Consider the following 19,654-nt stretch of genomic DNA (forward strand, 5'->3'; position numbering starts at 1 on the left):
TCCCGATGCGGCGCCCACGGCACCCTCCAGGTCTTCCAACCGGACTCGTCCGGGCGAAGGACGACCGCGCCGAGGCTCCGGGCCGGCTCTCCCTCAGACGACCTCCGGACCCGGATCCGGACGGCCGCGGTCCGGTCCCCGGCGGCCAGGCGTCCGACGCCGATCCGGACGACCGCTTCCGCGGAGGACGGGATCGTCCAGACGAGCCGTTGACCCGCGTACAGGAGCCGAGCGGGTCGGGATTCGGACGCGAGCTTGATCGCGTCCGCGTCCACGATGGGCAGTCGGCGGAGCCGCGAGGGCAGATCGCTCCGCGCACACGCGGCGCTCGCGAACACGGCGGCGAGAAGAAACCTCTTCAAGAGGGGATCGATCGCCCGGCGCGGGATGAACGGCGCATCCGCGCAATCTATCAAAACGGCCCCGGACCATTCCGTCATCGGGGGAGAGCCTCCACGGCGTGGTATTTTCGGACCGGCGGGCGTCCGCGATTCCCGGGCCCGCCGAACGATCGAATGAACGCCGCGACCGCTTGAGAGAAGACGACGCGTCTCCCGCCGAACGGGAGCGGCTCCTCGGCGCGGTCGCCGAATCGCGGCGACAAACCGAAGACCTCCGGAAGCAGGTCGAGGCGGCGAACCGTCGGCGCGCGGCCGACGCGGCGAATCTGGGGCGCGCGTACTCCATCCTCGCCGACGCATGCAACGAGCTCGAGAAGAGCCGCCGGTCCCACCTCTGGTACTGGAGGTTGCGGGAGATTCTCCGGGGCCGCGGCGGGCGCCGCGCCGCCGATCCGGGGCTCGGCTCGTCGCGCCCGGCTTCGCCTCCCGCGCCCGGCGTCCCGGCGCTGTATGACGTCGTCTGCTTTCCGATCATCGAGTGGGAATTTCGCTTCCAGCGGCCCCAGCAGCTGCTCTCGCGTTTCGCGGCGGCCGGGCATCGCGTCTTCTACCTTTCGCATCGATTCCGCCGGAAAGGCGCGCCGTGGGAGATCGTGGAACGCGGCCGGAACGTCTTCGAGGTGACGCTCCTCGGACCGCGGCGGAACGTCTACCGGAGCGCCCCGAGCGCGGCCGCCGCGGAGCGGATCTTCCGTTCCCTCGACGCCCTCCGCCGCGACGCGGCGATCGGCCCCGCCGCGGCGCTCGTCCAGCTCCCCTTCTGGTGGCCGGTGGTCCGTCGCGCCCGCCGCGAGCTCGCGTGGCCGGTCGTCTACGACTGCATGGATCTCCACACGGGCTTCTCCACGAATTCGTCCGACATGGTCGAGCTGGAGGAGGATCTTCTGAAGAGCGCCGACCTCGTCGCGGTTTCGTCGGCGCTCCTGGAGAGCCGCGCGCGGGAGAGGAACGCCAACGTCCGGATGATCCGGAACGCCTGCGACTACGACCATTTCGCGTCGGCCCCGTCCGTCCGCCACCCGCGCCCCGTCGTGGGGTACTACGGCGCGATCGCGGACTGGTTCGACGTCCCCCTCGTGACGGCGCTCGCGCGCCGATGTCCCGACCTCGACTTCGTGCTCGTCGGGTCCACCTGGAGCAGCGACGTCCGGGCCCTGTCGCGCCTGCCCAACGTCCGGCTCGTCGGAGAACGGCCGTACGACGAGATCCCGGGCTGGCTCGGCGCGTTCGACGTGGCCTTCATTCCGTTCCGCCGCACGCCGCTCACGGAGGCGACCAACCCGGTGAAGGCTTACGAGATCTTCGCCGCCGGCAAGCCGCTCGTCTCCGTCGACCTGCCGGAGCTCCGCGCATTCGACGGGCTCGTTCGGATCGCCGGGGACGCCGCGAGCTTCGAGAAGGAGATCCGCTCGGCGCTCGCCGAGGATCCCGCGGCGGCGCAACGGCGCCGGGATTTCGCCCGCGCCCACACCTGGCAGCGACGCTACGAGGAGCTCGCCCCCGCGATCGGCGCGGCATTTCCCCATCCCGGAGCGCCGCCGGATCCGTCGAGCGGCAGCCCGTAGGCGTCGACGAGGAACCTGGGCGTCGCGACGCGCTGCGGGTCGCCGTTGAACCGGACCCGGCCGCAGGCGCCGGCCGCGCGCACCGCGGCGGCCGCGAGCGCGACGAGGCGTTTCACGACGAGGCCTCCCGCGCCTCCCCCGGCTCGCCCGCGCGGCGGAGCTTCTCCCGAAGGCGCCCGCGCTCGAGCCGGTGCTTGGCGAACTTCTTCCCGCCGACGAAGAGCACGGGGACGTCTTCCCCGTGCTCCGCGGCGAGCCGGCTCTCGGAATCGACGTCCACGACGGTCAGCCGCACGGGAAAACCGCGCGTCTCGGCGTCGATGACCGCCTTCATCGCGTCGCAGAGATGGCACTCCCGGCGGGTGTAGAGCCGGAGTTCGATCATCCCGGCCGCTGCGCTTTCTCCTGCTCGGCAACGCGCCGCGAGACGAGCCAGGCGTAATGGAAGCCGGAGACGATCGTCGACGCCGCGACCGCGCCGAAGGGGACCCAGACGAACGGCATCGGAAGCGGCCAGACGTCCGCGCAGAGCACCGCGAGCACCGTGAGGATCTGGATCACGGTGTTCGTCTTCCCGAGAAACGTCGCGGGGAAATCCTTCATCCCGGTCGTCAGGATGATGACGAGCGCCACCAGCATCATCAGGACGTCGCGCGAGATGACGAGGAACGTCAGTCCCTCCGGAATGTGGACCGGCGCGCGGTACGACGGGATCGAGAGCATGATGTAGGAAGTGATCATCAACAGCTTGTCCGCGATCGGGTCGAGAACCGCTCCGACCGCCGACTGCATGCGCAGCGCGCGCGCCAGATATCCGTCGAGTCCGTCGGAGACGCCGGCGAGCACGAAGAGGAGGAGCGCCGCGACGGGGCGCTCGACGGCGATCGAGTAGAGGAACAGGGGAATGACGGCGAGCCGGAGCAGGGTGATGAGATTGGGGATCGTCCACGGCCCTTTCAGGTTCTCCGCTCTCATGGCGACGTCCGTCCGGCGGGCCGCGGCTGCTGGAGGAAGGCGATCGCCCGCCGGAACTCCCTTCCCGAAACCGACGAGCCGCGCCGGCGGGAAAGCAGCCCGCAGGCCGCGGCGGCGGCGGAGGGTCCCCGCGCGGCGCCGCCGCGCCCGGTGCAGGCGGCGGCGCCCGGCGCTCCCGCAAGCGCCCCCGCGCGCAGCAGGATGCGGGCGGCCTCGGTCCGCGAGAGGAACGCGTCGGGACGCGCGCGGTGCGTCGACGGGTCGACCGAGATCAAGCCGAGCTGGAGCCCGCGCGAAAGGATCCGCTGGTCCTTTCGGGAGATGATGTCGGAGGCCACGGGAGCGGGCCCGGCGGCCGGAACGTTCCGGATCTGGGGAAGCAGCCGCCAGAGGAGCGCGATCGCGCCCGCGCGCGTGAGCCTCGCGGCGGTCGCGATCGCCCGCTCGGGCGCGGGCCAGTTGGAGATGACGAAGTCCTCCTGGCTCTCCTCGGCGCGCGAGCGCAACCGCGGAGCGGTCCGCGCGAGCGCCGAGAAGATCTCGTAGGCCGCGTCGCCGCGCCCAACCGAGAGAGCGAGGTTGCCCGCCTCCTCTCCGACCGCGGCGTCGGCCGGAGCGCGCTTCCAGGCTGCGTAGAGCCGCTCGAAGGCGGTCGTCCGATCCCCGGACGCCGCGGCGGCCTTCCCGGCGATGACCAGCGGCTCGAGCTCTCCCGGCGCGATCGCGAGCGCCCGCTCGGCGTCGGCGCGCGCCTCGGCGGCCTGCGTCTTGAGCTCCCGGCGCGCCCGCTCCACGAGGGTGACGACCGCTTTCCCGGCCGTCGCCTGCTTCCTCTCGAGGAGGCCGGCGTTTCCCGGAACGCGGAGGAGCGCGGCCTCGAAGAGGTCGTAGGCGTCGGACCAGTTCTCCGTGCGGGCCGCCGTCTCCGCGCACGCGGCGAGAATCGGAGCGGTCTCGATTCCCCGGGCGAAGGCGGCGTCGCAGCCCTCCCGCGCGTCGGCGAACCGGCCGAGCTCGAGGAGCGCCTGGACCTTTCCGATCGCGGCCGCGCTCCCGTTCCCGCCTCCGAACGCGCGAAGCGCCTCCTCGAACCGGCGGGCTTCCATCTTCTTCCACCCGGCCTCGACCGCCTCCGGAAACGGGCCGGGGAGCCCACTCCGGGGATCGATCACGTACGACGGGAGCCGCGTCGGGGGGAGGACCGTCCGGCATCCGGCCGCGAGCAGGGCCGCCGCCGCGATGCGGGCCCTCCGGGAGGTCACGACGAGGGGGGCGCGAGGGGTTGGGCGACGGGGCGTTCGGCCCGGATCGAGGCGATCGCGTGCTTGTAGATCATCTCCTCGATTCCGGAAATCTCCACGACGACGGCGAACCTGTCGAACCGCTTCAGCCGGCCGATCCGGGATTCGCCGTTGACGAGCCGCACCTCGACGGGAACTTCCTCGTGACGAAGTGCGTAGAAGAACGAGTCCTGGACGTTGATCGGCGGCTTGTTCACGCGGCTCCCGCGAGAAAGGCGGCCGCCCGCCGGCGCGCGCTCTCGAAATCGAGGACCTCGAGATCCGGCTCGGAAGCGAGCCACGTCGCCTGCCGTTTCGCGAGGGCGCGGGTCCGCGCGACGATGCGCGCGAGCGCCTCCTCGTCGGAGAGCGAGCCTTCGGCGCGCCTCGCGAGCTCTCCGTACCCGATCGCGCGGAACGCGGGCGCATCCGGGGGAACCCCGGCAGCCAGCAGCTCCTCCACCTCGCGGGGCCAACCGGCATTCCACATCGCGCGCACTCTCCTCTGCACGCGAGTATAGATGTCTTGCCGGGGAAACAGAAGCGCGAGCTTCAGCAGGCTTCGCCCCGGCAGGCCCGGCTCGGCGGGGCCGCGATCGCTCACGCGCCGGCCGGTGGAGAAGATGATCTCGAGGGCGCGCGAGAGCCGGGCCGTGTCGCCGGCGGGAACCCCCTTCCCGTATCGCGGATCGAGCACGTCGAGCATCCGCTTGCGCGACCGCCGCGCGGCCTCGGTCCACCCCGAGGCGAGATGCGCCCGCAGGGCCGGCGCCGAGATCGCATCCCCGGGAAGCCCCGACAGCAGCGCCCGGACGTAGAAGTGCGACCCTCCGGCGACGATCGGAACCCGTCCGCGCTTCTCGATCTCTTCGATCGCGCGCCGCGCCTCCGCCGCCCACCGGCCCGCCGAATAAGGCTCCTCGGGAGACGCGACGTCGATCAGGTGGTGCCGAATCTCCGCGCGGATCTCAGGAGACGGCTTCGCGGTTCCGATGTCGAGCCCGCGGTACACCGCGAACGCGTCGGCCGAGACGATGTCGCCGCCCGAGTCCCGCGCGATCGCGGCGGCGAGATCGCTCTTCCCGGTGGCGGTGGGGCCGAGGACGAGCACGACCGGCCGGCGGGTCACGGCCGTCCTCGCTCGCGCAGCAAAAGGTGGCCGGGTGTGACGAGGAATCCGACGTCCGATCTCAGGTCGGTCCGGAAGAGCGGAATGCGGAGCCGCCGGAACGTCGCGACGGTCTCGGGGGACGGGTGGTGGAACCGGTTCCGGCGCCCGCACGAGAGGAGGGCGGCCCGGGGAGCGAACGCGGCCACGAATCCCGCCCCGGACGACGTGCGGCTGCCGTGATGCCCGACCTTCAGGATGTCGACCCGGGCGGGCGACGGATCCGCCTCGAGGATCTCGCTCTCGGCGGGCGTCCCGGCGTCTCCCGTCAGCAGCACGCGGCGGCCTCCGCGGACGTACAGAAGGACGACCGATTCGTTGTTGATCGGATCCCTCTTGAACGGCCGTCCGCCGGACCGGAGCACGGAGAACTCCCCTCCCGCCCAGGCAAGGCGGTCGCCTGTCTTCAGGACGCGCACGGGGATTCCCGCCCCGCTCGCCTCCGCGTCGAGCCGCGCGAAAAGACCTCCCTCGTCCTCCCCGTCGCCGTGGAGGAACGCGCGCACGCGGAGGTCCCGCAGGACGGCGAAGAGCCCGGCGCCGTGGTCCGGATGCGGATGCGAAAGGAGCACGCCGTCGAGCGATCTCACGCCGCGATCGAGGAGCTTCGGAAGGAGGCGCGCGCGCCCGAAGTCCTCGGCGCCCGAGAATCCGCCGCCGCCGTCGATGAGGAACGCCGAGTCCGCGCTCCGCAGCAGGAACGCGTCTCCCTGCCCCACGTCGAGAGCCTCGAGCGAGAACGACGACGGGTCGGGTCCGCGCACTCCCCGCAAGGCGAGAAACAGAAAGATCGCGACGTAGCCGGCCGCCGCGACCGCCCGCCGGCGTCCCGCCGTCCGAGCGACCACCGCGAGCAGCGCGAGAAGGAGCAGCACCGCCCCGAGAGGAGGAGTCACCGCGGGAAACGCGGCTCCCTTCAGGACCGACGCGGCCGCGGAGACGGCTCGGAAGAGCGCGCCGAACAGCGCCCCGGGGACGGCGGCCGGCAGGCCCGCCGCGGCCGCGCCGAGCACGGCGAAGCCGAGGAGCATGAGCGCCGCCGCGACCGGCAGGCCGGCCGGAGCGACGACCCAGGCCGCGGCCGAGACCGCGTTGAACCGCCAGAGCACCAGCGGCGCCGCGGCGAGCTGGGCCGCGAACGTGACGGCGACCGGCATCCGCAGCCGTCCCGGCAGGAAGGAGAGCGCGCTCGCGATCGGCGCGGTGAGGGCGGCGATCGCCAGAGACGCGGCATACGTGATCCAGAAACCGAACCGCCACAGCTCGCCCGGATCGGCGACGAGGATGACGAGGGCGGAGGCGCCGATCGCCTGGAAGAGGGAGACGGGCAGCTCGGCGAGCCTCGCGGCGAGCAGGAACCCGAGCGTCAGCGCGACGCGCGCGACCGACGGGCTGCCCCCGGCGACGAGGACGAAGAACGCGATCCCGCCGAGCAGGAAGACGTCGCGCCGCCGCCGCGGAACCCGGAGCGCCCCGAGGAGCCCGGCGAGGAACCCGGCGAAGAGCCCGGTCTGCAGCCCCGACGCGAGGAGGACGTGGGCGAACCCGCCCTGGCGGACGCGGGCCGCGAGCTCCCGGTCGAGCTCGCCGGCGCGGCCCAGCAGCAGGGCCGCCACCGGCTCCTGCACGGTCTCCCGCGCAAGCCGGGCCGCGAAGAGCCGGCGCGCGAGGAACTCGTTCACCTTCGCCGCCTCGGAGAGGGGCGGCGTGGCGAGCACCCGCGCCTGCCAGCCGCTCTTGAGTGTCGCGCGGTAGACGCCTCGCGGCGTCGGAAGATCGCGCGTCGAGACCGGATCCGCCGGAACGTCGATCGAGACCGTCAGCGCGACGCGCTCGCCCCGGACTCCGGGAAGAGGCGCCGATCCGAAGCCGAGGACCGCGACGTCGGCGGGAAACGGCGCCGTCGTCCCGGCCTGCGCGATCGTCTCGGCGCGCAGGCGGACGCTCCGTCGCTCGGGAGGCCCGGTCCAGAAACCGCGCATCCGGCCGACGATGCGAACGGGCCGGTCGGGATCGATGCGCGTCCACGCCGTCGCAGCCTTTCCGGCGGGAATGGCCACCTCGAGTCGGCCGGCCGCGAACCCGGCGGAGAGAGCGAGGAGGCCGGCGAAGAGCGGCGATCGGCGGCCGCCGACTGCGATTCCGGCCAGAGCGAGACCGGCCGCGGCAACCGCCAGAAACCCTCCCGCCACGCTCCAGCCTCCGGCGAAGACGCCGGCGGCGAACATCGCGGCGCCGGCGAGCATCGGCGCGGGCGCGCGGCGGGCGATGGGGCGGATCACCGGCGCGCTCGATCCGTCAGGAGGCCCTCGCCGCGCGCGCCGGACGCGGCGCGCGCGGGCGGTGCGCCAGGGCGGCGGCGACTCCCCTCACGGCCGCCCGAGCGAGACGACCGCCTCGACGCGGTGCGTCAAGGGGAAGAAATCCTCCAGCCAGGCGCGTTCGATCGTCAGTCCGCCGGCCAGCAGCGGTTTCAGGTCGCGCGCGAGGGACGCCGGCTCGCATGAAACGTATATTAGCCGCCGCCGCGCGAGCTCCGAGAGCGCCGCCGCGGCCGCGCGAAGCCCTCCGCGCGGCGGATCGGCGACGACCACGTCGGCGGGCTCGGCCGGCCCCCGCAGGAAGGCTTCGACCGATTCCGTTCTCAGGTCGATCCTCCGCTCCGCCCCGAACCGCGCGCGGTTGAACGCGGCGTCCGCCGCGGAGGAGGGATCCGACTCGACGGCGGTCACCCGCGCTCCCGCTTCGACGAGGGCGTGCGTGAGGAAGCCCGCCCCCGCGTAGGCGTCGAGCGCGGCACGGGGAGCGACCTCCGCCGCAAGCTCCCGGATCTGCTCGAAGAACGGAGCGATCCGGTGGCGGTTCACCTGGAAGAACGATCCGGCCGACACGCAAAACGGGCGCCCCCCGACGTCGACGTCCAGGGCGGCGTCCGACGCGAGAAGCCGGAGTCCTTCCGCGCGCCAGACGAGGCGATGGCGCGCTCCGGTCTCGACGGTCTCGAGCGTCTCGATCGTTCCCCCGGTTCCCTCCGCCTCCGCCGCGAGGCGGCGAATCTTCCCCCGCGTCTCGCGCGACACGATCTCGCAGCCGTCGATCGGGACGACGCGATGCGAGCGCCGCGCGAAGAATCCCGCCTCTCCGGCCGACGCGTGGAACTGGTTTCTCAGCCGGTATTCGAGGGGTGACGAGGAGATCGGGAGCTCTCCGAACTCGTGCGCCGCGATTCCCCCGAGCCGCGCCATCGTCTCCAGGAAGAGCTCCCGTTTGAACCGGCGCGCGGCCTCGACCTCCACGTGCGCCCAGTCGGTGCCGCCGCAGGACGCCGCGTGCGCGTCGGCCGGACGGCGGTCCGGAGAGGCCTCGAGGACGCCGGCGGTGCTCGCCCGGGCATGCCGCGCCTTCTCCTCGAAGATCTCCGCCTCGATCGTCTCGCCCGGCAGCGCGCCGTCGACGAAGACGACCTTTCCGGACTCGTGGGCGACGCCCTCTCCCGTCGGCGCCAGCCGCTCGACCGTCAGGCGAAGCGAGGCTCTCACGAAAGGAGCGAAAGCCGCGGCAGCCGGTGAATCGCCCGGAGCCGCTGCCGCGCGAGGACGTCGCGCGTTCGCCGCAGCGCCCGCTCCTCCATCGCCGCGGCGTCGCCCGCGAGGCGCCGATCCACGTCGGCGCGGATCGCCTCGCGCTCCTCGTCGGCGAGGCCCTCCTCGACGTCGCGCAGCATCTTCTTCTCGACCCGAGAAAGCGACGCCTCGATCTCTTCCGCCGTCTTTCCCGATTTCGCGAGGCGGTCGAGCGATCGGCGGGCCCCCGCGACCGCCGCGGCGAACCGCGGGGCGACCGAATCGAGAGCGCCCGCCAGCTCCGCAAGGCGGGCGCCGGCGTCGCCGGCGGATTCGGCGGACCCGGGATGTCCGACCCGGGCGGAAGCCCGGCGTTCCCACGCTTCGAGGACCGCGCCCTCGCAATACGCGAGGCTGTTCACGCGGCCGGCCGCGCCGCGCTCCTCGCGGCGTTCGAACGCGTCCGCGATCCCGGCGCAGACGTCGGCCGCCGGGATTCCCAGCGCGAACCACCGCTGCGCGACCGCGTAGTCCTTCGGCGAGAGAAGGAACGGAGTCCCGCGCCGGGCGATGAACTCGGATTCGATCGCGGCGAAAAACTCCCGGGCCGCGTCTTCCGCCATCGGTCAGCGGCGGCCGGGCCGGTTTCTCTCGTCCAGGATCCGGAGCCCCTCGAGCGTGAGGTGGGGGTCGACGGCGTCGATCTTCGCCGACGCCCGGCCGAGGAGCTCGGCGAGGCCCCCGGTCGCGACGACCTTCGGCGTCGATTCCATCTCGGCGGCGATCCTCTCGATGAGCCCGTCGACCAGTCCGAGATAGCCGAAGTAGAGCCCGGACTGGATCGACGCCGTCGTCGTCTTCCCGATCACCGTGGAAGGGCGGCGGATCTCCACCCGCGACAGCCGGGCGGCGCGGGAAAACAGCGCCTCGGCCGAGATCATGACCCCGGGCGTGATGACGCCCCCGGCGTATTCGCCGGCCGCGTTGACGACGTCGAACGTCGTCGCGGTGCCGAAGTCGACGACGATGCACGGTCCGCCGTACTTTTCGAACGCGGCGACCGCGTTGACGATCCGGTCCGCGCCGACCTCCTGCGGATTGTCGTAGAGGATCGGCATGCCCGTCCGGATCCCGGGCTCGACGAACGTCGCGTCGAGCTTCAGGTACTTGCGGAACGCGGTCTTCCACGGGAACTGGAGCGACGGCACCACGGTCGCGACGATCGCGCGCGAAACGGCCGGCTTCGAGGCCGCCAGCAGCCCCGTCAGGAGCATCCCGATCTCGTCGGCGGTCGCATCGCGGCGCGTCGCGAGCCGCCAGTCCGCCGAGAGCTTGCGTCCCTCCCACAGCCCGAGCACCGTATTCGTGTTGCCGACGTCGACGACGAGGAGCGAGCTCACCACGAGCCGACCTCCCCCGTCGCGAGAACGATCTCCGACCCGCTCGTCCGGAGCCGCAGGAAACCGTCGTCGGTGAGTCCCGCGAACTCCCCGACGATCGCGTCCGAGCCCTCCGCGGCGACGACGCGCATCTCGGCGCCCGGGGCGTGGCGGGAGCGCGAAAGCCATCGCTCGACGATCCGGGCGTCTCCGGGCGCTTCGAGGTACCGGTCGCACGCGCGGCAGATCTCGTCGAACACGCGAGGCAGCGACGGCGCCCCGCCCGCTTCCCTCTCCGCGCTCGTCGCGCCCGGCCCGAAATCGCCGGCGCCCCCCAGCACGTTCACGCCGATCCCGACCGCGACGTGCGTCTCCTCCCCCCGCGTCTTCGCCTCGGTCAGCACTCCCGCGAGCTTGCGGTCCCCGGAGAGCACGTCGTTGGGCCACTTCAGCCGCGTCTCGCATCCCGCCGCCGCGGCGAGCGCCTCCGATACCCAGAGCCCCGCCGCCAGCGGAAGCTGCGCCAGCCGCGCCTCCTCGGGGACGCGAAAGACGAACGTCACGTAGACGCCTCCCTCCGGCGAGAGCCACGCGCGGTCCCGTCTCCCCTTCCCCTCGCTCTGGGACGAGGCGGCGATCACGGTCGGCGCGAGCTCCACCTCCTCGGCGAAGGCATGGTCGATGAGCCCGCGCCCGACCGCGTTGGTCGAGTCGACCGAGGGGAAGAACACGAAGTTCGCGAGGCGCCGGAAGCCCTTCGGGTCGAAAGGACCGCCGAAGAAATCGATCAATGCGGCGTACCGGCCAGCGCGGCCCGGCGCTTCTCCATTTCGAACAGCCGCTGCCGCGATTTCTGGACGACGGGCTCCGGCGCCTTCTCGAGATAGTCGGGGTTGCGAAGGCGGGCCGCCAGGACGCGGATCTCGTCGTCCAGCTTGTCGAGCTCGCGGTCGATCCCGGCACGGTCCGTCGCGGCCTCGCGGCCGGCGAAGCGGATTCCGAGGGACACGCCTTCGACGACGTCCCGCAGGTCGTCCGCGGCGGGGGACTCGAACGCGAGAGAGGAGAGCCGTCCGAGCGCGGCGAGGATCGGACCGAGCTCGCGAAGCGCGGCGGCGTGCGGCGCGTCGGGGGCGATTCGCAGCTCGGCCGGCTCCGTCGGCGGGGCCCCGCGTTCCGACCGGAAGTTGCGGACCCGCGTGAGGATCTCCGCGAGCGCCCGGACGGCCCCGACCGACTCCGGGTCGAAAATGGCGGCGTCGAATTTCGGGAAGCGCGCCGTCGCGAGCATTCCCGCGCCGCCGATCGCTTCCCAGATCTCCTCCGTGACGAACGGGGCGAACGGGTGAAGGAGGGCGAGGACGTCGCGGAGACACGCGAGGAGCACGCGGCGGATGGAGCGCCGGTCGGCGTCGCTCCCCGTCTTTCCGGAGAGCACGGGCTTCACCATTTCGAGATGCCGGTCGCAGAAGTCCCGCCACACGAACTCGTAGATGCTCGCGGCGGCGAGGTCGAAGCGGAACTCGCCGAGCTGCCGGTCGACCGCCTCGATCGTCTCGTGGAGCCGCGAGAGGATCGCTCGGTCGAGGAGCGAAAGCGGCTCCGCGGGATCTCCGCGCCCGGGCGCCGGTGTCGCCTCGGTTTGCGCGAGCACGAACCGCGTCGCGTTCCAGACCTTGGTCATGAAGGCGCGGGAGCCCGCCATCCGGCTCCGCGCGAGCGGCAGGTCGCGGCCCGGGGACGCGAGCGAGAGGAGCGTGAAGCGCACGGCGTCCGCGCCGAACTCGGCGATCACGTCGAGGGGATCGATCACGTTTCCGCGCGTCTTCGACATCTTCTCCCCCTTCTCGTCCCGGACCAGGCCGTGGAGATGGAGGATCGAAAACGGCGGCGCCCCCGTGAGACGCAGGCCCGCCATGATCATGCGGGCGTCCCAGAAGAAGAGGATGTCGAATCCCGAAACGAGGACGTCGGTCGGGTAGAACTCGCGGAGGTCGTCGGTCGCCTCCGGCCAGCCGAAGACGGAGAACGGCCAGAGCTGCGAGGAGAACCACGTGTCGAGCACGTCCGGGTCCTGGACCAGATCGGGAAGGCCGCAGGTCCCGCACGCCGCCGGGGGCTCCTCGGCGACGGTCACATGGTCCCGGGCGCAGTAGTACGCCGGGATCCGGTGTCCCCACCAGAGCTGGCGCGACACGCACCAGTCGTGGATGTTCCGCATCCATTCGAAGTACGTCTTCGTCCAGTGCTCGGGAACGAAACGGATCTCCCCTTTCTCGACCGCGGCGACCGCGGGCCCGGCGAGCGGCGCGACGCGGACGAACCACTGGCTCGAGAGATACGGCTCGATCACCGTGTCGCAGCGCTGGCAGTGCCCGACGGCGTGGACGTGCTCCTGCGCGTCGACGATCCGCTGCTCGGACCAGAGCCTCTCGAGAACGCGCGCGCGCGCCTCGAACCGGTCGAGGCCGGCGAACGGGCCGGCCTCCGCGGTCATGCGGCCGTCGGGGCCGATGACGACGACCGCGGGAAGCCCGTGGCGGTTCGCGGCGGCGAAGTCGTTCGGGTCGTGCGCCGGCGTGACCTTGACGATTCCCGACCCGAACTCGCGGTCGACGAAGTCGTCCTCGACGACCGGCAGGCGCCTCCCGAGGATCGGAAGGGTCGCCGTCTTCCCCACGAGCCGCCGGGTCCGCGGGTCGTTCGGGGCGATGGCGAGAGCGGTGTCCCCGAGCAGCGTCTCGGGGCGGGTGGTCGCGACGATCGCCCCGACGTCGTCTCCTTCGACGTCGTATTTGATGAAGTACAGCTTTCCCGGGGTCTCGACGTGGTTGACCTCGAGATCCGAGACCGCCGTGCCGCATCGCGGACACCAGTTGACGACGTAGCGGCCGCGGTAGACGAGCCCGTCCCGGTGGAGATCGACGAACACCTTGCGCACCGCGCGCGACAGCCCCTCGTCGAGCGTGAATCGCTCCCGGCTCCAGTCGAGCGAGCAGCCGAGCCGCTCGAGCTGGTGGCGGATCGAGTCCTTCGATTCCCGCTTCCAGGCCCAGACCTTCTCGACGAACGCATCGCGCCCGATGGCCTTTCGGTCGACGCCCTCGCGGGCGAGCGCCCGTTCGACCACCATCTGGGTGGCGATCCCCGCGTGATCGGTGCCCGGCACCCACACCGTTCGGAAGCCCTGCATTCGCTTCCAGCGCACCATCGCGTCGACCAGCGAGTTCTCCAGGGCGTGGCCGATGTGGATCTTGCCCGTGACGTTCGGGGGCGCGATCACGACGGAGAACTTCGGGTCCCCGGGGCGGCCGCCGGGAAGGAACGACCCCGCCTCCTCCCAGCGGCGCGACTGCCGCTCTTCGAACGAGGAGGGGTCGAATGTCTTGGGGAGCGGGCTCGGCGAGGCCAAGAGATCTATCGCGGTTCGCCGGAAGTCTCGGCTTCCAACTCCCGCAGCCGCTGCCGCACGAGGATTTCCGCGATCTCCGGCACGACCTCCCACGCGATGTCGCGGACGACCTTGTCGGAGATTCGCTCGACGACGCGGCGCGAGATCCGCTCCACGTCCTCGTCGGACAGGGAGACCGGGCCGGCGATGCGGCTGACCATGCTCGCGAGGTCCGATATCGACGCGCCCTGGGCGAGCCGCTCGATGTCGGTGTCGGTGGTGATCTCCGGGACGGCCGGCGGCGCCGGCGCGGCCGCGGCCGGAGGAACGATCGGCTCCGCCGCGGGCGAGGCCACGAGCGGCTCGGCCACGGGCTCCGGCTCCGGTTCCGGCTCACGGTGGAGGAAGACGGGCTCCGCCGGGAACGCGGGCTCCGGCTCGAACCGCGGCGACCGGACCTCCTGAGTGATCTCTTCGTCGGCTTTGGCGGAGGACCAGGATTCCGGCACTTCGAGCGACGGCGCCTCGGTCTCGCGCTCCGAAGAAGGCTCGACGGCGGGGAATTCGAAGACGTTGTCCGCTTCGGAAGCCGTCTCGCCCCTCTCTTCCGGGCCGGTCTCGAGCGCGCCGACGCCTCCGGCGGCGGGCCTCCCGAACGGAGAAGTCTCGTCGAGCGGGAAAGCGAGCGGCTCGCCGGGCGCGGTCTCGGCAGAGCGTTCGGCATCGAGCGGATGGGGCGCGGGCGATTCGGCGAGCGGCGGAGCCTCTTCGAACGCGTTCTCTCCGGGAAACTCGGCGAAATCCATGCGGAAATCGGAGGGCGGCCCTGCCGGCTCGGCCGCGGCAGGAAACGCCCGAGGCTCGAGGGCGGGGGCCTCCGCGGCCGCCGGAACGGCGACGCTCGCCGATGACGGCCGCCGGCCGTGCAGGAGGCTCTCGACCTGGACGAGGAGATTCTTCGAGTCGAACGGCTTCGTGACGATCGCGTTCGCGCGCGCCCGCTCGGCACGCTCGCGATCGAAAGGCTCGAAGGTCCCGGAGAGAAGGATCACGGGAATATCGGCCAGCGCCGGGTTCGACTTGATCGCCTCGCAGACCTCGTAGCCGTTCTTGCCGGGCATCACCACGTCGGCCATGACGAGATCGGGCCGGAGGCGATCGAGCGCCGAGAGCGCCTCGGCGCCGTTGCTGACGGTCGTCAGCTCGTAATCGGTGTCGGAGAACGTCAACTCGATGACTTTCTGGATGGTCAACGAGTCGTCGGCCAGCAAGATCGACTTAGGCATTTTCCCTCACGAGATGGGAAACCACTGTCGTTAAAAAATTTACCCCGCGCCGCTCCCCGGTGTCAATCGAAAGTTCCCTAGGCGCGGGCCGCCGCCTCGGACTCGCCGAGCCGCGCCGCGAGATACCGGGAAGACGGGTGCCCGCCCGTCTCCCGAGCGAGGTAAAGGCTCGCCTCCACGACCCCGGGAAGCGAGACCCCGGTCGAAACGCCCAGTCCGTCCAGCAGATAGACGAGATCCTCCGTCGCGAGGTTCCCCGTCGCCCCCGGCGCGTAGGGGCATCCTCCGAGCCCTCCGGCGGAGGAGTCGAAGATCGTCACGCCGCAATCGAGGCCCGCGCACACGTTGGCGAGAGCGGTCCCGCGCGTGTCGTGGAAATGGAGCGCGAGGACGTCGCGCGTCACCCCCGACGCATAGAGCGTCTCGACGACGTCGTAGACCTGGTTCGGGGTGGCGACCCCGATCGTGTCGCCGATCGAGATCTCCTCGATCCCGAGGTCGAGGAGCATGTGGACGACCTCCCGTACCGACTCCGGCTCGATCCTTCCCTCGAAGGGGCAGCCGAAGGCGGTCGAGATGTATCCCCGCACCCGGATCTTCTCCTCCGCGGCCGCCGCGACGACCGGCCGAAACCGTTCGATCGACTCCTCGATCCCGCAGTTGATGTTGCGGCGGTTGAACGTCTCCGACGCGGCGGTGAACACCGCGACCTCGCGGACGCCGACGGCGCGCGCGGCCTCGAAGCCCTTCATGTTGGGCACGAGGACCGGCAGCCGGAGCCCGCTGCGGCGCCGGACCCCGCGGACGACTTCGGAGGCGTCGGCAAGCTGCGGAACGGCGTCCGGCCTCACGAAAGACGTGACCTCGATCGCCGTCAGTCCGGCGTCGGCGAGCATCTCGATGAAGGCGATCTTCACCGCCGTCGGGACGTTCTCCTTCTCGTTCTGGAGACCGTCGCGGGGACCGACTTCGTAGATCGTCGCGTTCTGGGGGACGCGCGGGCGCGTGATCGAATAGGGCAGCTCTTCCGTCATGGGCGCGATTATCCCGCGAATTCGACGACAGGCGCGCCCGCTTCGACCTGGTCGCCCACGAGATACGGGAGCCTGGCGACCTTGCCGTCCCGCGGCGCCTTGATCTCGTGCTCCATCTTCATGGCCTCGAGGACGAGGAGTGTGGCGCCACGGGCGACCTCCTCCCCTTCGGCCACGAGGAGGCGGATGATCCTTCCCGGCATCGGCGCCCGGAGACCGACGTCGTCGGCCCCCCCGGGCCTTCGCGCCGCCGCCGCGGGCGCCGCGGTGAACTCCCAGCTCTCACCGGCGCACCAGACGTAGATCGCCTCGCCCGAGACCGCGACGCGCACCGGAGCGCGCCGCCCTTCGATCGTCACCGCGCGGATCTCGCCGTCGCGCGACTCGACCTCGGCGCCGGCCGGCGCCTCGACCGCCTCGACCCGGCCGCCGAGCCGGAGGCCGATCGCGGCGCGGCTCATCGGGCCCTCCATCCGCCGCCTTCGCTCCACGGCGTCGCGGCGGGGCGCTCTCCGGCGCGGCCGGCGCCGCGCGCCGCGGCGAGCGCGGCCGCGATCGCCGCGGCGGGAGGATGCCGCTCCCCGCCCGGAGGAAGGCGCGAGAGGAAAGCGGTGTCGATCTCCCCCGACGCGAACGCCTCGGAGGCCGCGATCCGGCAAAGCAGCGGGAGGTTCGTCGTCACGCCGAGAATCACGTACTCCGACAGCGCGCGCCGCATGCGAAGGACGGCCGCAGCGCGGTCTTCGGCGCGCACGATGAGCTTGGCGAGGATCGGGTCGTAGTCGATGCCGACCGTGGAGCCCCGCTCGATTCCGGAGTCGACGCGGACGCCGGGCCCCTCCGGCTCCTCGTAGGCCAGGACCCTCCCCGACCGGGGAAGGTACGTTTCCGGGTCCTCGGCGTACACCCGGCACTCGATCGCGTGCCCGCGGGGAACGAGATCCCCCCAAACCGCCGGCAGCGGCATCCCCTCCGCGACGTCGATCTGCGCACCGACGAGATCGATTCCCAGCGTCTCCTCGGTGACCGGATGCTCGACCTGGAGCCGCGTGTTCATCTCGAGGAAATGGAACCGCCCGGCGGGATCGACGAGGAACTCGACGGTGCCCGCCCCGACGTAGCCGACCGACTTCCCCGCGGCGACCGCCGCGTCCGCCATGCGCCGCCGGGTCTCCGGACCGATCGAAGCGGCGGGAGCCTCTTCCACGATCTTCTGGTGCCGGCGCTGAATCGAGCATTCCCGCTCGCCGAGCGCGAGGACGTGTCCGCCCATGTCGCCGAAGATCTGCATCTCGACGTGGCGGGGCCGGTCGATCGCCTCCTCGAGATAGACCGCGGGGTCGCCGAACGCGGAGGCCGCCTCTCGGCGCGCCGCCGCGAGCCCGTCCGCGAGCTGCTCGGGGCGATCGATCCGCCGCATTCCCTTTCCCCCGCCGCCCGCGGAGGCCTTGACCAGCACCGGGAACCCGAGATCTTCCGCCGCCCGCCGGAACGCGGCTTCGTCCGCGGAGGAGTCCTGGAAGCCGGGGACGACCGGCACGCCCGCCGCGAGCATCCTCTCGCGCGAGGAAATCTTGCCGCCCATCGCGCGCATCGCGGCCGGCGGAGGCCCGATCCACCGGAGACCGGCCGCTTCGACGGCCTCGGCGAACCCGGCGTTCTCCGAAAGGAAGCCGTAGCCGGGGTGCACCGCGTCCGCTCCCGTTCGCCTCGCCGCCTCGAGGATCCGGGGGATGTTCAGGTAGGACTCCGCGGCCGCCGCGGCGCCGATCTCGATCGCCTCGTCGCACGCCGAGACGTGGCGCGCGCCGCGGTCCGCGGAGGAGTAGACCGCGATCGTGACGAGGCCGCGCTCGCGCGCGGTGCGAGCGACGCGGACGGCGATCTCGCCGCGGTTGGCGATGAGGAGACGTCGGATCTTCATTCGTCGGGATTGTAACCGCCGCGAACACGCGCGACCGGCCGCTCCTCCCTGTCGATCCGATACAATCGGCCCATGAACGGAATCGACGGAAACCGGGGCACGTTCCGCTGTCCGAAGTGCGCGAAGCGATTCACCTACTGGCGGCCCGATGCGCTTCCGGGCGCGAAGGTGAAGTGCTACTACTGCGGCGCCGATTTCGAGGACGACGCGGCGCGCCGGCCGCCGGCCGCGCCCCCGCCCTCTGCCGCGCCGCCGCCCCCGGCGGCGCCGCCGGCCTCCTGAGCCCCGTCAGCGCGGGTTCGGATCGTCACCGGGATCGGAACCAGGACGGGCGACGTTTCTCGAGGAACGCGGAGAGCCCCTCCTGTCCCTCGGCCGAAGCGCGCCGCTCGGCGATCGCGTCCGCGGTCACCGGGAAGGCCTCGTCGATCTCCAGCCCGGAGACGCGGTCGATGAGCGACTTGGCGGCCGCGACGGCCTCCGGCCCGGAGGAGAGGAGCGCGTCGACCTTCCGGCCGACCGCGGCGTCGAGGTCGGCCTCGTCGACCACGGCGTGCACCAGTCCGATTCTTCGCGCCTCGGCAGCGTCGAACCGCTCGCCCGTCAGGAAGCAGTCGCGCGCGCTGCGCGCCCCGATCGCGCGGAGCACGTAGGGGGAGATCGCCGCCGGAAGGATGCCGAGCTTCACTTCCGCGAGCGAAAAGACCGTTCCCGCCGCCGCGATCGCGATGTCGCACACGGCCGCGAGCCCGACGCCGCCGCCGATCGCCGCCCCGCGGATCTTCCCGATCACCGGCAGCGGGGAGGTATCGATCGTGCGGAGCATCCGCGCCATCCGCCGGGCGTCCTCCCGGTTCTCCTCCGGGGAGAAGGACGCGGCCCGGCGCATCCAGTTCACGTCCGCCCCGGCGCAGAACGTCTTTCCTTCGCCGGAGAGGACGACGGCGCGCCGGTCGCCCCCGGCTTCGAAGCTCCCGAAGACGCGCGTCAGCTCCGCAATCATCGCCTCGTCGAACGCGTTGCGCACGTCGGGCCGGTTCAGCGTGACGGACGCCACCGGCCCGGCCGTTTCGACGCGGAGCGTCGTGTACCCGTTCTCAGCGGTCATGCGGCGGCGATTGTAGTGCAGCGACGAAGGCCACACGTCAAACGAGGGATCGGGAGCGTTCTGCCCCGGCGATCCCCCGGACCCTTCGCATCGCGGAGAGCTTTCGCCCGAAGGGTATCCAGCGCGCGACGAAAGTCGCAGCCGCGAAGCGGCCGGCGCGTCAGCGCCGAGTGCGCCGATCGCCGCGCACGCCAGGGCGCGAGCCACCGAGGCGAAAGCTCCGCGATGCGGGAGCGGGAGCGCGGGCGAAGGGGGTGGCGGCGGCGCGGTCGAGTCGACACGAGGTCGCGTCGCGAAGCGACGTCTCCGCGCGACTTCTCCCGGCGGGAGAAGGTGGCGGCCGCAGGCCGCCGGATGAGGGCGACGAGCCGCGCCGCCGTCACACGCTCTCGTTCCCCGAGCCAGCTCCCGCGACGGTCCTACATTCGAAAGACGCCGAAGCGAGTCTCTTCCACCGGCGCGTTCTCCGCCGCGGCCAGCGCGAGCGCGAGCACGTCGCGCGTCTGGGCGGGATCGATGATCCCGTCGTCCCAGAGCCGGGCGGTGGCGTAGTACGGGTTCCCTTCGGCCTCGTATTTCT

Annotated in this window: 20 protein-coding genes; 2 read left to right on the forward strand and 18 right to left on the reverse strand. The window is 71.9% G+C overall.

The window, feature by feature from the left end:
- Window positions 1–440, reverse strand: a 440-nt coding sequence (locus VKH46_02630) for a hypothetical protein (GenBank protein ID HKB69708.1), incomplete at its 3' end; no start/stop codon positions are given.
- A 92-nt stretch (window positions 441–532) separates the two neighbouring features.
- Between VKH46_02630 and VKH46_02635 the strand changes: the two genes are divergently transcribed.
- Window positions 533–1,966 (forward strand): glycosyltransferase, encoded by a 1,434-nt coding sequence (locus tag VKH46_02635; GenBank protein HKB69709.1) that lies wholly within the window; start codon window positions 533–535, stop codon window positions 1,964–1,966.
- A 112-nt stretch (window positions 1,967–2,078) separates the two neighbouring features.
- On the opposite strand, the gene VKH46_02640 is transcribed toward VKH46_02635, so the two are convergent.
- From VKH46_02640 to VKH46_02710, 15 genes are all read right to left on the reverse strand, one after another.
- Window positions 2,079–2,351, reverse strand: coding sequence for a glutaredoxin family protein (locus VKH46_02640; protein HKB69710.1), 273 nt, complete (start codon window positions 2,349–2,351; stop codon window positions 2,079–2,081).
- Window positions 2,348–2,941: a CDP-alcohol phosphatidyltransferase family protein gene (locus tag VKH46_02645; GenBank protein ID HKB69711.1), complete on the reverse strand. Its 594-nt coding sequence runs from the start codon at window positions 2,939–2,941 to the stop codon at window positions 2,348–2,350. Before VKH46_02645 ends, VKH46_02640 begins: the two co-directional genes overlap by 4 nt.
- Complete coding sequence (locus VKH46_02650) at window positions 2,938–4,203, reverse strand: hypothetical protein (protein HKB69712.1); 1,266 nt, start codon at window positions 4,201–4,203, stop codon at window positions 2,938–2,940. Before VKH46_02650 ends, VKH46_02645 begins: the two co-directional genes overlap by 4 nt.
- Window positions 4,200–4,439, reverse strand: a complete 240-nt coding sequence (gene hfq, locus VKH46_02655; GenBank protein HKB69713.1) for an RNA chaperone Hfq — start codon at window positions 4,437–4,439, stop codon at window positions 4,200–4,202. The genes VKH46_02650 and hfq overlap by 4 nt, the downstream gene beginning before the upstream one ends.
- Window positions 4,436–5,350, reverse strand: a complete 915-nt coding sequence (miaA, locus tag VKH46_02660; protein HKB69714.1) for a tRNA (adenosine(37)-N6)-dimethylallyltransferase MiaA — start codon at window positions 5,348–5,350, stop codon at window positions 4,436–4,438. Before miaA ends, hfq begins: the two co-directional genes overlap by 4 nt.
- Window positions 5,347–7,671: a DNA internalization-related competence protein ComEC/Rec2 gene (locus VKH46_02665; protein ID HKB69715.1), complete on the reverse strand. Its 2,325-nt coding sequence runs from the start codon at window positions 7,669–7,671 to the stop codon at window positions 5,347–5,349. Before VKH46_02665 ends, miaA begins: the two co-directional genes overlap by 4 nt.
- Window positions 7,672–7,758: 87 nt before the next feature.
- Entirely contained in the window at window positions 7,759–8,928 is a 1,170-nt protein-coding gene (locus VKH46_02670) for a TRAM domain-containing protein (protein ID HKB69716.1), read from the reverse strand.
- Window positions 8,925–9,575: a hypothetical protein gene (locus VKH46_02675; GenBank protein HKB69717.1), complete on the reverse strand. Its 651-nt coding sequence runs from the start codon at window positions 9,573–9,575 to the stop codon at window positions 8,925–8,927. Before VKH46_02675 ends, VKH46_02670 begins: the two co-directional genes overlap by 4 nt.
- Before the next feature lie 3 nt (window positions 9,576–9,578).
- Window positions 9,579–10,352: a type III pantothenate kinase gene (locus VKH46_02680; protein ID HKB69718.1), complete on the reverse strand. Its 774-nt coding sequence runs from the start codon at window positions 10,350–10,352 to the stop codon at window positions 9,579–9,581.
- A complete protein-coding gene (locus tag VKH46_02685) occupies window positions 10,349–11,122 on the reverse strand; it encodes a biotin--[acetyl-CoA-carboxylase] ligase (GenBank protein ID HKB69719.1) in 774 nt (257 codons plus the stop codon). The genes VKH46_02680 and VKH46_02685 overlap by 4 nt, the downstream gene beginning before the upstream one ends.
- A complete protein-coding gene (locus VKH46_02690; GenBank protein HKB69720.1) occupies window positions 11,119–13,743 on the reverse strand; it encodes a valine--tRNA ligase in 2,625 nt (874 codons plus the stop codon). Before VKH46_02690 ends, VKH46_02685 begins: the two co-directional genes overlap by 4 nt.
- A 5-nt stretch (window positions 13,744–13,748) precedes the next feature.
- Window positions 13,749–15,008 (reverse strand): response regulator, encoded by a 1,260-nt coding sequence (locus VKH46_02695; protein ID HKB69721.1) that lies wholly within the window; start codon window positions 15,006–15,008, stop codon window positions 13,749–13,751.
- Between the two features lie 77 nt (window positions 15,009–15,085).
- A complete protein-coding gene (locus VKH46_02700) occupies window positions 15,086–16,042 on the reverse strand; it encodes a hydroxymethylglutaryl-CoA lyase (GenBank protein HKB69722.1) in 957 nt (318 codons plus the stop codon).
- Between the two features lie 8 nt (window positions 16,043–16,050).
- Window positions 16,051–16,503 (reverse strand): biotin/lipoyl-containing protein, encoded by a 453-nt coding sequence (locus VKH46_02705; protein ID HKB69723.1) that lies wholly within the window; start codon window positions 16,501–16,503, stop codon window positions 16,051–16,053.
- Window positions 16,500–17,966 (reverse strand): biotin carboxylase N-terminal domain-containing protein, encoded by a 1,467-nt coding sequence (locus tag VKH46_02710; protein HKB69724.1) that lies wholly within the window; start codon window positions 17,964–17,966, stop codon window positions 16,500–16,502. Before VKH46_02710 ends, VKH46_02705 begins: the two co-directional genes overlap by 4 nt.
- A 72-nt stretch (window positions 17,967–18,038) precedes the next feature.
- On the opposite strand from VKH46_02710, the gene VKH46_02715 reads away from it, so the two are divergent.
- Window positions 18,039–18,248 (forward strand): hypothetical protein, encoded by a 210-nt coding sequence (locus VKH46_02715; GenBank protein HKB69725.1) that lies wholly within the window; start codon window positions 18,039–18,041, stop codon window positions 18,246–18,248.
- Between the two features lie 25 nt (window positions 18,249–18,273).
- Here VKH46_02715 and VKH46_02720 read toward each other — a convergent pair whose 3' ends face one another.
- Both VKH46_02720 and VKH46_02725 read right to left on the reverse strand, forming a co-directional pair.
- Complete coding sequence (locus VKH46_02720; GenBank protein HKB69726.1) at window positions 18,274–19,074, reverse strand: enoyl-CoA hydratase/isomerase family protein; 801 nt, start codon at window positions 19,072–19,074, stop codon at window positions 18,274–18,276.
- 419 nt (window positions 19,075–19,493) lie between these two features.
- On the reverse strand, window positions 19,494–19,654 hold a 161-nt coding region (locus VKH46_02725), incomplete at its 5' end, for a carboxyl transferase domain-containing protein (GenBank protein ID HKB69727.1).

The sequence above is a fragment of the Thermoanaerobaculia bacterium genome (genome assembly GCA_035260525.1).
GTDB lineage: Bacteria > Acidobacteriota > Thermoanaerobaculia > UBA5066 > DATFVB01 > DATFVB01.